The organism is Phyllobacterium zundukense (genome assembly GCF_025452195.1).
GTDB lineage: Bacteria > Pseudomonadota > Alphaproteobacteria > Rhizobiales > Rhizobiaceae > Phyllobacterium > Phyllobacterium zundukense_A.
In genome coordinates this window covers 3,716,489-3,730,487 of sequence record NZ_CP104973.1, presented here as the reverse complement: position 1 = coordinate 3,730,487, position 13,999 = coordinate 3,716,489, and the positions used below count along the sequence as shown (strand labels likewise).

Below are 13,999 nucleotides of genomic sequence, written 5' to 3'. Positions count from 1 at the left end.
CTCGTTATGTCTCAGCGTTTGGTCGCTTTTGCGTACAGATACTTACAGACAACAAACAGAACTCACACTTAGCCAAGCCTCTGAAATCCGATGGCGACTGGCTCAATCGAGAGAAAAGGCCGCCCGGATAAGCGGCTATCTGGAACTGTCCATGAGCACCGGCAAAAATGACCCCCGATTGTTGCAGGACCTCCGATTGTTGCGGTTCAATCTGAAATTGATTGCAAGCCTCGACTACGCAGCCGCGTTCATCAAGCAGCCAAACATGGCCATCCTGCACCGTGCAATCGAAGCGGTCGACCTTACTGTCATGCCCGTAGCCATCCATGGCGGGAACTATGAACAGGCCCTCGGATCCATCACGACTGTGGATGGCTATCTTGTTCGCTTGGCCAGCGTGACAGTCGATTATAGCCAGGGTCTGAGTGCAACGGCGCAAATCGCCACCGATGCCGCACATAACATGCTCATCCTCTTTGGCGCTATTGCAGCGCTTATTCTGAGCTTAATCGCCATCTGGCAACACAATAAAATGAGTTGGGAGAAAGATCAGCACATCAGGTCTTTTTCGCTCCTTTTTGCCCATATGACACGAACACGGGTCGCAGCGTTGCGTCTCTTTCTGGGCTATCTGAACGGACATTCGATGCCGCCACCCGAAATGACGCATGCTGCCGTGCGCACGATAGTGGAGCTCGATTCAATCAATGAAGGTTTGATGATGATAGGGCATGCCCGCTCCAAGGTGCCGCCCGCTCCACTCGGCCTGATCATCGACAACATCGTCACGAACAGCAAAAAAACGCTGAACGTAAATGCCGATGACGAGGTGCGCGCTGTCAATGTCCCTGCATCGCAGTTTCACCTGCTGCTGGACGAACTCGTTCTGAATGCCATCAATGCGGTCGCCGGACGCACCGATCCCATCATAGCCATTACGGGAACCGTGCGTCGGCGATTCCTGCGCCGTTCGCAACTGATCCTGATCGTCAGCGACAATGGAGGAGGAATGAGCCGGGACCTGCTGGCCAAGGCAAAACAGCCATTCTTCTCCACCAAAGCTGGCGGACATGTTGGCCTTGGACTCACCAACTGCGTCGAGCTCATGAAGACCATGGCAGGGAGGCTGGATATAAGTTCCACGCCCGGCAAGGGAACTTCTGTCAGAATCCGCTATTCAATCTGAGAGACCGTTTGGAAACTCTACTGCGGCGGTCATCTGATGCGATTTTCTGCGCTTCCGGTGCTCACGTACTTAATGTACGCTGCGCTCCGGGTCTCGAAAACCACGCCATCTACCTCGCCGCAGCGATTTTCCAAACGGTCTCTGAGCATTCAAGTGCAGGGGTAGTTTCTTTGCGGCCCAGCGCGGCCAGCCACAAATTGTCGAGGCACCGGAGTTCGCGGCCGTCGATCTGGTCCAAAAACAGCCAATACTCGCCGCTCGGGAAATAATAACCGAGCGTTCTTTCGCGGATTTCGGCACGCTGCAATTCTGTCTCGTCGACCTGCTGCAAGACGCGGCCGGCGCGAAGCTGCGCATCGCTCGATGACCACTCTGCAAGCTCTTCGATATCGACACGCGGGAAAACCAGCCGGCTTGCGTCCAGATGGGAAAGATTGACGCAAATACATCCCTGCCGTGCTGCCGAAATCATCAGCCGCCCGGTTTTTGCTTCAAGGCTTTGCAGCGTCACATCCGGGCGCAGCGGATCCGCATTGCCGTAGCCATAAAAATGCGTTGGACCGGCCTGATCGTAGTTCATGTCACAGCCGAGGAATGCGAGCACATCCGGCTTGAGAGCGTGCAGGGCCCAGTAGGCCGACGTCAGGGACATTGTGGCCCCCGCATAGACAAAGCCGCCATAGGCGTTTTGTGCAGGAACATATTCGGACGCCGTGTGGATCTTGCGGCCGACCGCCAGCTCCGGCCCGGGCATTGCGCTCTGCGGAAAGTCACCGGCGTGGAGAAGGTAATTCCAATCGTCGCGCACCCGCCAGGCGTTGTTGATGGCGACGATCGCATCGAAAGGCGCACGCTGCCACTCACGCGATCGCACGGCATCCGGTGCGCTGCCAAGAATGAACACTATTTTGGGAGCTGATGCGGGGCGCATTGGTTCTGTTGACGGTCTCATTCCAGGGAGAATCCACAACAACCTAATCCATGCCTCCGCATCTGTCTTCCTAACAAATGGTCTCATGCGCGAGGTAGCAGTAGCACGACCGGTAGGGCTATGAACGCGAGAACAAAAGCCATACTGACAAGGCTTGAAAAGTGTACATTATTTTTGTACACTCACTTATATTTTTCGCGCACTGTTTTTAGAAAAGATTTGATCACCAAATATTTTAAGGAGCGGTCTCATTGGAGTTCGAATGGGATGAAAACAAGCGCCGACAAGTGAAGCAGAAGCATGGGGTTGATCTTTTATATGCGGCTTTGATTTTTAGAGGTGTCGTCCTTACGAAGCGAGACGACAGGGCTGATTATGGAGAAGAGCGGTCCATTTCATTGGGTATGGTTGAGGACGTTTGTTTCGTTGTTGTTCACACGAATCGAAACGAGGTTACCCGCCTCATAACAGCGTGGAAAGGAGGTCAACTTGAACATGACCAATATCAAGCGGGCATCGCTCGACGACTTGGAGAAAATGAATAGAGAGGGAAAACTTTCCCGCAATTCCGAGCCATCGAAGGGTGAGGAATTGGGGCCGGATTTTTGGGCAAATGCTCGTCTTGTTGAGCCGAAAGAGCCTAGATCCGTTCACCTTAAACTTGATCCGGATGTTTTCGAGTTCTTTAAAAGCCAGGGTAAGGGCCATCTTACGCGTATGCAGGACGTCTTGAAGGCCTACGTCAGAGCCCATGACCATTCCTGAAACAGTCCGACGCTTCTTGGCGGGGAGTATAAAAAATGGCCCCGGTGACGGGGCCATTTTCTTTTCATAGGGCCGCTTACTTGGCCTTGCCGTAAAGCTCTTCGACATATTCCCAGTTGATCAGATTATCGACGAATGCTTCCAGGTATTTCGGGCGGGCGTTGCGATAATCGATGTAATAGGAATGTTCCCATACGTCGACGCCGAGGATTGGCTTTGCGCCATGTACCAGCGGGTTTTCGCCGTTCGGCGTCTTGGAGATTTCAAGCTTGCCGTCCTTGACGGAGAGCCAGGCCCAGCCCGAGCCGAACTGCGTGGTGCCGGCGGCGATGAAATCGGTGCGGAACTTGTCGTAGCCGCCGAGATCCGATTCAACGGCCTTTTCGAGCGCGCCCGGAAGCTTCTTGCCGCCGCCGCCCTTCTTCAGCCAATGCCAGAAATGCAGATGGTTGTAATGCTGGCCGGCATTGTTGAAGAGGCCGGCATTCTTGCCATAGGACTGCTTGACGATCTCTTCGAGCGAAAGATTCTCGAGTCCGGCTTCGGCAGCCAGTTTGTTGCCGTTGTCAACGTAAGCCTTGTGGTGCTTGTCGTGGTGATATTCGAGCGTTTCGCGCGACATATAGGGTGCGAGCGCATCGTAATCATACGGCAGTGCGGGCAATTCGAAAGCCATGGAAGTCTCCTCTTCGATTCAATTGTGACCGGATTGGCTGCCCGGGAGGGGCCCCGGAATGGGATGGTCGCCAATCCTGACAAAACCTGCGTTCGTTACATAGGTCCGTATTTCTTCAGGAGCAATGCGAAACGGATCAATATTTCCGATCTGACCGGTTCGAGGGTTAAATTTTCGGCGTGGAGTGCGCGTACTCCCAATAAAGCTCCCGAGCTTTTTTGGCGATCGGACCCGGCTGAAGATCGCGGTCTTCGATACGGATAACGGGAACGACCTTCGAATGGTTCCCGGTCGAGAAAATCTCGTCGGCATTGAGAAAATCCTGCACGCTCAATGTTGTCTGCGTGGTGCGGAAACCATAATCGGCGAGCACATCGATCGTGCGTGAGCGGGTGATGCCTGAGAGGAACGTACCGTTTGGCGCCGGCGTGAAAATATGGCCGTCCTTGACCATGAAGATGTTGGACGTGCCGGTCTCGGCGACGTTGCCGAGCATATCGAGCACCAAAGCGTTATCGAAACCGCGCGAACGGGCCTCGAGGATGGCCCTTGCATTGTTCGGGTAGAGACAGCCCGCCTTGGCGTTGGTCGGCATGGTCTCGAATGTCGGGCGGCGGAATGGCGAGACGCTGAGCGAAAAACCGCTCGGCTCGATCATCGGCGCTTCATAGAGGCAAAGGCAAAACCGGGTTGAATCCGGATCGGCGGGGACACCCATATAACCGCCATGCTCGCCCCAGTACATCGGCCGGATATAGACGGCGGTGTTGCCGTCGAACTTCTTCAGGCCATCCTTGGCAAGGCCGATGATTTCCTCGGTACTCATGGTCGGCATCAACCCCAAGGCGATGGCCGATGTGTTGACCCGGGCTGCGTGCTTGTCGAGATCGGGCGAAACGCCTTCGAACCAGCGTCCGCCATCGAAGACCGTCGAGGCCAGCCACATCGCATGGCTGCGCGGACCGATCAGGGGAACATTTCCTTCGTACCAGTCGCCATCGACATAGGTCCATGTCACTGTTTGGGCTTGAGTATTGACCGCCATGATGCTGATTCCGTCCTGCTGGTAATTTTTGCCACCTTATCTCCCCCATTGCGGGGGAGAAAGCGATTTCAGCATCTTAGCCTCTTCGCTAAGTGCTAGAAATCGCCAGAGAGGGGTTGCAATTATCGTACTACCCCCTCACTTGGATTTGCCAAGGATTTAGCGAAGAGGCTAAATCCTTGGAAAATCCTTTCTCTCCCGCAAGGGGAGAGATAACCGGCGTTCTCACAAAGTGTTTATCCGAAGTTGAACGGCCAATTCCATTGCGTATGGGCTTTTTGTTGCGGCGCGGCAACAGTCGGCCAGCCGCCTTGTTTGTGCCCTATTGTCAACGGTTAGCCGCCATATTCATTGTGCGTTTAATACTACAGTCGCATTCTTCGTGATGCCGGACTGCAAAGGCAGATTTTCTGCGCTTCGGTGCTCACGTACTAATGTACGCGCCGCTCCGATGCTCGCAAACCTGCCTTTTCGCCTCGGCCTGACGAATTTGCAACTATAGTATTCGTCGGCGCAACTCCGCGTTTCCCATCCCGCCACCAACCTGGTTCAATGATGCAAAATACACTTTCCCGTCGCGGCTTTCTGGCTGCATTGACTGCAACCGCCGCAGCCGGTCTCGCAGGCTGCGCACAGATCCGCGACGACAGGCCGGTCATCCAGGTCGATGACTATGGCAATCCCCTCGCGTCGCCGCAAATGGATGTCGATCCCGCTTTCGCTTCGTTTCAATCCATGTATTCGGCGCGCGAGGACGATGGCTACATGCTGCCGGCGATCCCGATCGAAAAGATGGACAAGCGCTATCTGCGCCAGATCGTGCAGGATCCGACCGGCGAACAGCCGGGGACGATCGTCGTCGATACGACCGACAAGTTCCTGTATCAGGTGCGCGAAGGCGGGCAAGCGATCCGCTACGGCGTCGGTATCGGCAAGGAAGGTTTCGCCTGGTCGGGCCGCGCCGTCATCCAGTGGAAGCGCCACTGGCCAACGTGGACGCCGCCAGATGAAATGGTCGCCCGCCAGCCGGAACTGGTGCAGTACAGTGCGCGCAATGGCGGCATGCAGCCGGGGCTTAAAAATCCGCTCGGCGCCCGCGCGCTTTACCTCTTCAAGGATGGCGTCGACACGCTCTACCGCCTTCACGGCTCGCCGGAATGGTGGTCTATCGGCAAGGCCGTCTCATCCGGCTGCGTCCGCCTGATCAACCAGGACATCATCGACCTTTATGACCGCGTACCGAACAAGACGCCGGTTCTGGTCACTTAATCCTACAGTTGCATTCTTCGTGATGCGGCCCGATGAATTTGCAACTGTAGTACCATTTCACGCTTGATGCGGACGTCAAAGGCCGGTGAATCGCTCCACCGGCCTTTTTCCTTTGCCAGCTATACGCAGGATCGTGGGGGCCATGTCTGGCGCTGCGAGCCTCGCGGTGAACCTATCTCTTCTTGCAACTGATCAGCACGGAGTTTCCATCGGTATATTTGCTGCGCAAGGTGTAGAGCCAGCCCTGGCACTCCTGCATGGAGGTGAAGCAGCGAAAGAACGAGACCGTCGTGTTGTCACCGCCCATGGAAAGGATCGGGTTGTCCGTCGTGCCGGTATATTGCCCGAGGATGATCCCGGAGCCGCGCGGCGGCGTGTTGCAGCGTTGACCTGCATATTCGCTGACATTCTTGCGAACCGCCGCCTGTACTTGCGACATATCGGTCAAAGCAAGAATGGGCTGCGCCAGGAAGCCGAGGCCGAGTAACAGGGCGAATGCGCTTCTCTTCATCTAAAATCTCCGAGGCTATTCAAGAACAAACCAAGCGTCCGAATCCCCCGAGCGGGCGTCATATATTTATAGCTCATTTCAACGCGCAGGTAACTGCGCGAACGCAGCAGCACGGCGAAGTGAAAGGCGCGTGAGGCACTAACGTCCTGCTGTCAGCACCTTCTGACAGGTCGGCGACAAGTTGCTCAAATTGTTCCTCAGGCATGCGATAGCGCGCCCGCCGCCCAAAGCGACCGAACTGCACAACCTCCGGAAATCCGGTCCGCAGGATTGGCGCACGATGGCCATCTCCTCACGCGGCGTGAAAGCCGGAGCGGGTTGTGTCGCGGTGGCTGCCGGAGCTGTCGCGGCGGGTGCAGTTGCGGCTGGGGCGGTTGCCGTACCGGTTGAAGATGCTGCCGGTGCGGATTTCCCTCCTCCGAGCGCCGCTATTGCGGACTGGCATGCGGAGGAGAGGGATGAATTGTGCTGCTGCAGACAGGACAGCGCGGCCTGACCCCCGGGCGATACACCCGAGCATTGCGCCATGAAATCGGAACGGCATGCCGACTTTATGGCGCTTTGCTGTGCCGCCGTTGGCTGCTGGGCGGCGGCGGCACCGGCGAAAAGCCCGGCCATACAAAGCATGGTTATAAACAGGCCGCCTCTGCGGTCTGCACATTTTGTGGTGTTTTTGGACATCGAACCTCTCCCTGGGCGGATCCCGGAGCAGGTTGACACGCTATTTCGACAGAGCAAGTACGTTACAGTTACGCGACGCCCGGTTGGACACTGCCCCGAAGACAAGTATAGTACCGTTTTGGGGCGCTCCGGCAGAGGACTAGGTCATGGCAGGTGATGTGGGTCTGACGGACATGCCCGCCTGCGCCGTCGTCGATCTGCTCAATCGGGGTGAGGTGACGCCGCTCGATTGTCTCGATGCGCTTGAAGCTCGCACGGCGATTGTCGATGTTGCCGTCAACGCACTCCCCACCCTCTGCTTCGATCGCGCCCGCGATCAGGCCCTCCTGCTGATGCAACGGCCAATCGGCAGTCGCGGGCGTCTGGCGGGTCTGCCGGTGCCAATAAAGGACCTGACGGACGTGGCTGGGGTGCGTACCACCTATGGTTCGACCGTCTTCGCTGACCACGTTCCAGAGAAATCCGACATTCTCGTCGAGACGATCGAGGCTGAAGGCGGCGTCATTTACGCAAAGTCGAACACGCCGGAGTTTGGTGCGGGAGCCAATACATTCAACGATGTCTTTGGCGCGACGCTGAATCCCTGGAACACGAAGCTCTCGGCTGCGGGTTCGTCAGGCGGGGCAGCGGTGGCACTTGCCACTGGCATGGCTTGGGTGGCGCAAGGATCCGACCTTGGAGGCAGCTTACGCAATCCCGCAAGTTTCTGCGGTGTGGTAGGCCTACGCCCCAGCCCCGGCCGCTTTGCCAGCAATCCGGGAGCCAAGATAGATCGCCTGCTGAATGTCAAAGGGCCGATGGGCCGTACTGTCGAGGACACGGCGCTTCTCCTTGACGCGATGACCGGCGAAAGCCCTGCAGACCCCCTTTCCTTGCCGAGGACCGAAAGCTTTCTTGCTGCTGTGCGCTCTGGCTGGCGGCCCGCGCGTGTTGCTTTCTCCGCAGATCTCGGCATTACGCCGGTGGACCCGGAGGTGGCATCGATTTGTCGCGCCGCGGCCGCACGTTTTGGTGAGATAGGTACCCTTGTCGAGGAAGCGCATCCCGACCTCTCCGAAGCCCATGATACGTTCCAGGTCATGCGGGGCCTGGCCTTCGCCGCCAGTTATGCGGGCCTTCTGGAAAGCCATGCAGACAAAATGAAGCCCGAAGTCGTCTGGAACATCGAGAAGGGTCTCGGCTATTCCATGGCAGACCTTGTCCGGGCGGAAAACAATCGCGCCGCGATGTTCCGCAGGATGAATGCGTTTTTCGACACCTATGACCTGCTGCTTTGTCCGGCCACGATCGTCGCCGCCTATCCCGTGGGCGAGCGGTACGTGAAGGAATGTGACGGCCACACCTTCTCAAACTATGTCGAGTGGCTGGCGATAGCCTATGCGATCACGCTGACGACTTCGCCAGCGCTAAGTCTTCCTTGCGGATTCACCTCTGATGGACGCCCCGTCGGGCTGCAGATCGTTGCCCGCGGACGGGCTGAGGGACGTGTCCTGGCTGCTGCGCGTGCACTTGAGCTTGTTCTGGACCTCGGTCCGATCACGCCAATCGACCCACGCTCCGGCTGAGCCGATTCAGCTTGATCCCGAAACGCCGGTTTTTCCCACGAGTTTCAGCGCATAGGCATAGACATAGGCGACTTCTTCAAGCCGCGAGAAGCGCCCCGAGGCGCCGGCGTGTCCGGCATCCATGTTGATGCGGAAGAGCACCGGATTGTCGTCCGTCTTGAAGTCCCGCAGTTTTGCCACCCATTTCGCCGGTTCCCAATAGGTCACACGCGGGTCAGTGAGGCCAGCGACGGCAAGGATCGGCGGATAATCCTGCGCCACAATGTTGTCATAGGGCGAATAGGAGGCCATGTAGGCGTAGTCGGTGGCCGAGGTGATGGGATTGCCCCATTCGGTCCACTCCGGCGGGGTGAGCGGCAGCGTGTCGTCGAGCATGGTGTTTATGACATCGACGAAGGGCACTTCGGCAATGACGCCGCCAAAATGGCCTGGGGCCATGTTGGCGATGGCACCCATCAGCAGACCTCCAGCGGAACCACCTTGCGCGACGATGCGGTCATGGCTGGTGAACCCTTCCGCGACGAGGTGTTCGGACGCGGCGATGAAATCGGTGAAGGTGTTCTTCTTCTTGCCGCGCTTGCCGTTTTCATACCAGTCATAGCCTTTGTCCTTGCCGCCGCGAATATGGGCGATGGCATAGATGAAGCCACGATCGGCGAGGGACAGGCAATTGGTGTTGAAGCTCGCCGGAATGGTGATGCCATAGGAGCCATAGCCATAAAGCAGGCAAGGCGCCATACCGTCGATCTTCGTATCGCGATGATAGACGATTGAGATGGGAACAATCTCGCCATCCGATGCCGGTGCGAGCAGGCGGCGCGTAATGTAATCGTCCGGATTGTGCCCGGAGGGTACTTCCTGCGTCTTGAGCAAAGTGCGCTCGCGCGTGCGCATATTGTAATCATAGAGCTGCGTCGGCGTGGTCATGGACGAATAGGAGAAGCGGATGATCTCCGTGTCATATTCGGCGCTGCCCTGCAGACCAAGCGCATAGGCTTCTTCATCAAACGATATGGAATGCTCCTCGCCCGAACGTCGGTCGCGGATCATGATGCGCGGCAAGCCATTCTCACGCTCGAGCCAGACGAGATGATTGCTGTAGGCGGAGTGGCCGAGGAGCAGGCGTCCAGCCTTGTGGGCAACGATTTCGGTCCAGTTGGCCTTGTCCGGTGCATTCACCGGCGCGCTCATGATCTTGAAATCCTTGGCGCCATCGGCGTTGGTGAGGATGTAGAAGACATCGCCGCCTTCGGTGAGGCTATATTCGATGCCGGTCTGCCGTTCGACGACGACTTTCGGTTCGGCGCTCGCATCGTTGGCGGGCAGCAGCCATATCTCCGAGGTTTCGTGATCGTGGATATCGATGAAGACGAAATCGTTGAGCGTGCTGCCACCGACGCCGAGGAAGAAACCGGGGTCTTTCTCTTCGTGAATCAGGCGGTCCTCGCTCTCGGGCTGGCCGAGCTTATGGTAGAACAGGCGGGACGGCCGATGATTGGCATCGACGCGCGTATAGTAAAAGCCATTCGACTGGGCATTCCACACGCCGCCACCGGATGTATCGCTGACGGTCTCCGTGGTATCCTGCAGTGTTGCGAGGTCACGCACCTTCAGCGTGAAGAACTCTGAACCCTTGTCATCGAAGCCCCAGATCATCTTGCTGTGATCGGGAGAGTGATCGGCCGAGGCAAGCCGGAAATAGGACTTGCCGTCGCCTTCGAGATCGCCGTCAAGCAGCATGGTCTCAGGTCCGCCATCGCGCGGCGTGCGGAAAAAGCGCGGCTGCTGGCCGCCGGTCTTGTAGGAGGTTCCATAGGCATAGGGCCCGTCTTTGGACGGAACCGACGAATCATCCTCCTTGATCCGGCCCTTCATCTCGTCGAAAAGCTTGGTCTGAAGATCGGTGGTGTCGGCCATCAGCGATGACTGGTAGGCGTTTTCCGCTTGGAGATGCGAACGGATGGCCGGATCAAGCGTGGAAGGGTCGCGAAAAACGTCCTGCCAGTTGTCAGCGCGCATCCAGCCGTAATCGTCTGTACGGGTGATGCCGTGGCGCGTATCGGACACAGGTTTTTTTTCAGATTGGGGCGCCGGGATGCTCGCAAAACGTGGCGTATCGGTCATGGAAAAAACTTTCAAATGATAACCCGACGGACAGAAAAATCCGCCGGAAAGAGTGAGATCAGCACAAGGTGTAAAGCAAGTTGCCGGCTGGTCAATCCTGATCAAAGACTAAGGCATTGCCATTCATGCAATAGCGCAAGCCGGTAGGGGGAGGGCCGTCCGGAAAAACATGGCCGAGATGCGCATCGCAATCGGCACATTTTATTTCGGTTCGCACCATGCCATAGGAGCGATCCTCGATCGCGTTGACCGCATCAGGCTCGATCGGGGCGGTAAAACTTGGCCAGCCTGTCCCGGATTCATATTTGGTTTCAGAGCGATAGAGCGGACGATTACAGCAGACGCATTTGTATAATCCCTTGAGTTTGCTATCGAAGTTCGGACTGGAAAACGCCCGCTCCGTCCCGTGATTCCGGGTGATCTGATATTGCTCCGGCGTGAGCTGTTCACGCCACTCAGCGTCCGTTTTAACGATCTTGAATGTCTTTGTGTTCATCGTTGGTTCCTTTTTCTCCAAGATGTAGGGATGAACACTAAACATCGCAACATCTGTTATTATAGAATGCTTGAAGTATTGCGGCGCATTCCTCATTTTTGCCATTTTTTGTCTTAGTGGTATGGCGCAAATCCTTTCGCATACGCATTCTTGTTACTGCGTGGGCAACCAGGTTCCGGTTTCTTGGGTCTATATCCTACTGCCAACGGTTAATCTCTGTCTTGGGGATTATTTGAAATATTTCTTTCGTGGGCAAAGTATTGATTTGACATTTTCAACGAAATCAGGAATAGATTGTTACCAATGGCGTAGGAGACTTCGCCTGTTCTCGACTTTATATTGGTGATTTTAATCTACCTATCCAGATTTCAAATTAGACGAAGGAATTGGACTTAGATGACCACGTTCGACAATTCAAACACAACTGGTAGTGACGTGCTGCTGGAACTCACAGCGGAATTGGTTGCTGCTTATGTGAGCAACAACTCAGTGCCGGCCGGCGATCTGCCCGGTCTCATCTCTGATGTTCATGCAGCCCTTGGCCGCGTTGGCGGTGGTCTGGAAGCCGTAACTGCCATCCAGGAAAAACCCAAGCCAGCTATCAACCCGAAAAAGTCTGTCGCGGATGATTTTATTGTCTGCCTCGAAGACGGCAAAAAGTTCAAGTCGTTGAAGCGCCATCTGATGACGCACTACAACCTGACCCCTGAACAGTATCGTGAGAAGTGGGACCTCGATCCTTCCTATCCGATGGTCGCTCCGAATTATGCAGCAGCCCGTTCGCGCCTGGCAAAGAATATGGGCCTGGGTCGCAAGCGCAAGAAGGCCGCTTAAAGACCTTTGCCAATCCTGATGCACATCTGATACGCGGGTTTTGCGTTTCCGATGATCCGGCATCTTGGGTGCAAGCCAAGCAGGTCTATGAAATAATGACGAAGCGGCGCCGAGAGGCGCCGTTTCGCGTTTGCGAGAATCATCTCCGGTAACGATTATTGACTGACCGTGTCTTCCCGCATCGATGACTTCAATGTATCGAGCGCCTGTTTCAATCCAATGTGGCGATTGAGATCGTAGCTCCAGTGGCCCTTGACGCCTTTGAGGCGCTCACGCTCGATCAGGCGCTTCAGCCGCTTGCATGTTTGAGACTTGGTCTCGTGATCCTGCGCAATCAATCCATCCAGATCGGCGTTGCAGAGTATCTGCAGAACCAGGCGCTGCCGCGCTTCGTTGGCGTGCTTGTCCTTTGCCGCGATAAACGCGCTCCGTTGTTTGGTCCAATCGATTGCCCACATGCGTTCATTCCTTGTTGAGGGATAGACGCAGTATGGCTAAACACCGGCGATGTAGGATAATAGTCCTATAATAATCGACCGCGAAACAAAAAAGCCTTTGATAACAGATGGCTAAGGGGAGGGCATAAGAAAACTTATCCACGCTCTTGTTCACGCAGATATAAGAAGATATTCCTACATCAAAGTGGAGTGAGAATGTCTTCGAGTTTGCCCCGTCTGATCCGCTCTGGACCCGAAGCCCGGGCCGTCACCGATACCCTGAAGCCGAGGCGATGCCGTTTCAAGCGGCCTGTGCTGGCGGTCGTCGACGAGGAGGCGCCGGTCAATGAGCGCCTTTTTCAGCTATGCGACGGAGTTCTCGATATTCTGTCGGCTTTTTTCAATGTGAGCGGCCGGGATCTGCGTTCGCATTCGCGCTGCGAACGTTCTGTGGCAAGGGTGCGACAGGTCGGCATGTATGTGGCGCATGTCACACTGGCATTGACCATGAGCGAGGTGGGACGCGCCTTCGGTCGCGATCGCAGCACGGTCAATCACGCCTGCCATCTGGTCGAGGACATGCGCGAGGATCTCGAATTCGACCGGATCATCCAGACGATCGAAAATATCATTCGGGTAGCCTACGTAGAAAGTGGAAGACTGCGCGCATGACGGACCCGGCCAACAAGGAGATTGTACGGCTGTTGCGCTTTATCGCCAAAGGCGCAGCCGAAATTGTCGAGACACAAACGTCTGACAGACTGGTTCTGGAAAGCGGTGCATATGGCACGATTTCCGCGACACGAAGCGTTGTCAAGTTCATGCTGAGCCAGGGTCTCGGGGCCTTGAGCAAAGGCAAAGTCTCGATCAGCGATGCGGGACGCGCCTGGCTTCGCCGTTTCGAATGCACGGACGATCCTTACGCGGGGCAGCATCGGAGCGAAGCAACGATTGCCATTGATGATGAATGTGGGTCAATCCAGGTGCGCAGCAATGACGCAGAGTCGCCGCTGGCGATGCTACGCAACCGCAAGGATGCAAAGGGCCTGCCGCTGATCGACGATGAGGCGTTCAAGGCGGGTGAGCGGCTGCGATCCGACTTTACCCTCGGCAATCTCATGCCCTCGATCGGCGTCAACTGGGACGTCACCGGGTCCGGTTCACGCAACAATGGTGTGCTCGAGATCACCGATGCGGCACTCGCAGCGCGCCAGCGTGTCGAGCGGGCGCTGGAGGCGGTGGGGCCGGAACTGTCCGGCGTGCTGATCGACGTTTGTTGCTTTTTGAAAGGGCTGGAGAGCGTTGAACGCGAACGGCAATGGCCGGTGCGTTCGGCAAAACTGATCCTGAAGACTGCGCTGGCGGTACTCGACCGGCATTATCACCCGCCTGCGCTCGCACGACGAAATCCGCGGATTATTCACTGGGGCACAGAGGATTACCGGCCGGTGTCAGGCTAAAGGAGAATTGGCACGCGTC

General features: G+C 56.4%; 16 protein-coding genes. 9 read left to right on the top strand and 7 right to left on the bottom strand.

Translation table 11 applies throughout. The features are described from left to right. Window positions 1-151: 151 nt before the first annotated feature. Window positions 152-1,186, top strand: a complete 1,035-nt coding sequence (locus tag N8E88_RS30765; RefSeq protein ID WP_262293834.1) for an ATP-binding protein — start codon at window positions 152-154, stop codon at window positions 1,184-1,186. A 109-nt stretch (window positions 1,187-1,295) separates the two neighbouring features. On the opposite strand, the gene N8E88_RS30760 is transcribed toward N8E88_RS30765, so the two are convergent. Continuing rightward, complete coding sequence (locus N8E88_RS30760; RefSeq protein ID WP_262293833.1) at window positions 1,296-2,138, bottom strand: hypothetical protein; 843 nt, start codon at window positions 2,136-2,138, stop codon at window positions 1,296-1,298. 266 nt (window positions 2,139-2,404) lie between these two features. On the opposite strand from N8E88_RS30760, the gene N8E88_RS30755 reads away from it, so the two are divergent. Together N8E88_RS30755 and N8E88_RS30750 are read left to right on the top strand one after the other, a co-directional pair. Continuing rightward, window positions 2,405-2,662 carry a BrnT family toxin gene (locus N8E88_RS30755; RefSeq protein WP_262295696.1) on the top strand — a complete coding sequence of 86 codons (258 nt, stop codon included), beginning with the start codon at window positions 2,405-2,407 and terminating at the stop codon, window positions 2,660-2,662. Then, window positions 2,613-2,882, top strand: a complete 270-nt coding sequence (locus N8E88_RS30750) for a BrnA antitoxin family protein (RefSeq protein ID WP_262293832.1) — start codon at window positions 2,613-2,615, stop codon at window positions 2,880-2,882. Before N8E88_RS30755 ends, N8E88_RS30750 begins: the two co-directional genes overlap by 50 nt. Window positions 2,883-2,958: 76 nt before the next feature. Here the strand turns inward: N8E88_RS30750 and N8E88_RS30745 are convergent, their stop codons facing one another. Next, window positions 2,959-3,558, bottom strand: a complete 600-nt coding sequence (locus N8E88_RS30745) for a superoxide dismutase (protein WP_262293831.1) — start codon at window positions 3,556-3,558, stop codon at window positions 2,959-2,961. Between the two features lie 166 nt (window positions 3,559-3,724). After that, window positions 3,725-4,603: a branched-chain amino acid aminotransferase gene (locus N8E88_RS30740; RefSeq protein WP_114433095.1), complete on the bottom strand. Its 879-nt coding sequence runs from the start codon at window positions 4,601-4,603 to the stop codon at window positions 3,725-3,727. 555 nt (window positions 4,604-5,158) lie between these two features. On the opposite strand from N8E88_RS30740, the gene N8E88_RS30735 reads away from it, so the two are divergent. Next, on the top strand, window positions 5,159-5,872 hold the full coding sequence (locus N8E88_RS30735) for a L,D-transpeptidase (protein ID WP_262295695.1): 714 nt from the start codon (window positions 5,159-5,161) through the stop codon (window positions 5,870-5,872). Between the two features lie 172 nt (window positions 5,873-6,044). On the opposite strand, the gene N8E88_RS30730 is transcribed toward N8E88_RS30735, so the two are convergent. Next, the gene (locus N8E88_RS30730) at window positions 6,045-6,383 is read right to left on the bottom strand and encodes a metallophosphoesterase (RefSeq protein ID WP_262293830.1); all 339 of its coding nucleotides are present in this window, start codon (window positions 6,381-6,383) and stop codon (window positions 6,045-6,047) included. A gap of 280 nt (window positions 6,384-6,663) precedes the next feature. Here N8E88_RS30730 and N8E88_RS30720 point away from each other — a divergent pair, with 280 nt between their 5' ends. Both N8E88_RS30720 and N8E88_RS30715 read left to right on the top strand, forming a co-directional pair. Further along, on the top strand, window positions 6,664-6,879 hold the full coding sequence (locus N8E88_RS30720; protein ID WP_262295729.1) for a hypothetical protein: 216 nt from the start codon (window positions 6,664-6,666) through the stop codon (window positions 6,877-6,879). 331 nt (window positions 6,880-7,210) lie between these two features. Beyond that, window positions 7,211-8,629 (top strand): amidase, encoded by a 1,419-nt coding sequence (locus N8E88_RS30715; RefSeq protein ID WP_262293829.1) that lies wholly within the window; start codon window positions 7,211-7,213, stop codon window positions 8,627-8,629. Window positions 8,630-8,635: 6 nt separating this feature from the next. Here the strand turns inward: N8E88_RS30715 and N8E88_RS30710 are convergent, their stop codons facing one another. Together N8E88_RS30710 and msrB are read right to left on the bottom strand one after the other, a co-directional pair. Continuing rightward, a complete protein-coding gene (locus tag N8E88_RS30710; protein WP_262293828.1) occupies window positions 8,636-10,753 on the bottom strand; it encodes a S9 family peptidase in 2,118 nt (705 codons plus the stop codon). A 91-nt stretch (window positions 10,754-10,844) separates the two neighbouring features. Further along, window positions 10,845-11,249 (bottom strand): peptide-methionine (R)-S-oxide reductase MsrB, encoded by a 405-nt coding sequence (msrB, locus tag N8E88_RS30705; RefSeq protein WP_262293827.1) that lies wholly within the window; start codon window positions 11,247-11,249, stop codon window positions 10,845-10,847. 396 nt (window positions 11,250-11,645) lie between these two features. On the opposite strand from msrB, the gene N8E88_RS30700 reads away from it, so the two are divergent. Further along, window positions 11,646-12,083 (top strand): Ros/MucR family transcriptional regulator, encoded by a 438-nt coding sequence (locus tag N8E88_RS30700; RefSeq protein WP_112527519.1) that lies wholly within the window; start codon window positions 11,646-11,648, stop codon window positions 12,081-12,083. Window positions 12,084-12,238: 155 nt separating this feature from the next. Here the strand turns inward: N8E88_RS30700 and N8E88_RS30695 are convergent, their stop codons facing one another. Continuing rightward, window positions 12,239-12,541, bottom strand: coding sequence for a cytoplasmic protein (locus N8E88_RS30695; RefSeq protein WP_262293826.1), 303 nt, complete (start codon window positions 12,539-12,541; stop codon window positions 12,239-12,241). Between the two features lie 195 nt (window positions 12,542-12,736). Here N8E88_RS30695 and N8E88_RS30690 point away from each other — a divergent pair, with 195 nt between their 5' ends. Together N8E88_RS30690 and N8E88_RS30685 are read left to right on the top strand one after the other, a co-directional pair. After that, complete coding sequence (locus N8E88_RS30690; RefSeq protein WP_262293825.1) at window positions 12,737-13,192, top strand: helix-turn-helix domain-containing protein; 456 nt, start codon at window positions 12,737-12,739, stop codon at window positions 13,190-13,192. Further along, a complete protein-coding gene (locus N8E88_RS30685; protein ID WP_262293824.1) occupies window positions 13,189-13,980 on the top strand; it encodes a DUF6456 domain-containing protein in 792 nt (263 codons plus the stop codon). Before N8E88_RS30690 ends, N8E88_RS30685 begins: the two co-directional genes overlap by 4 nt. Window positions 13,981-13,999: the final 19 nt, after the last annotated feature.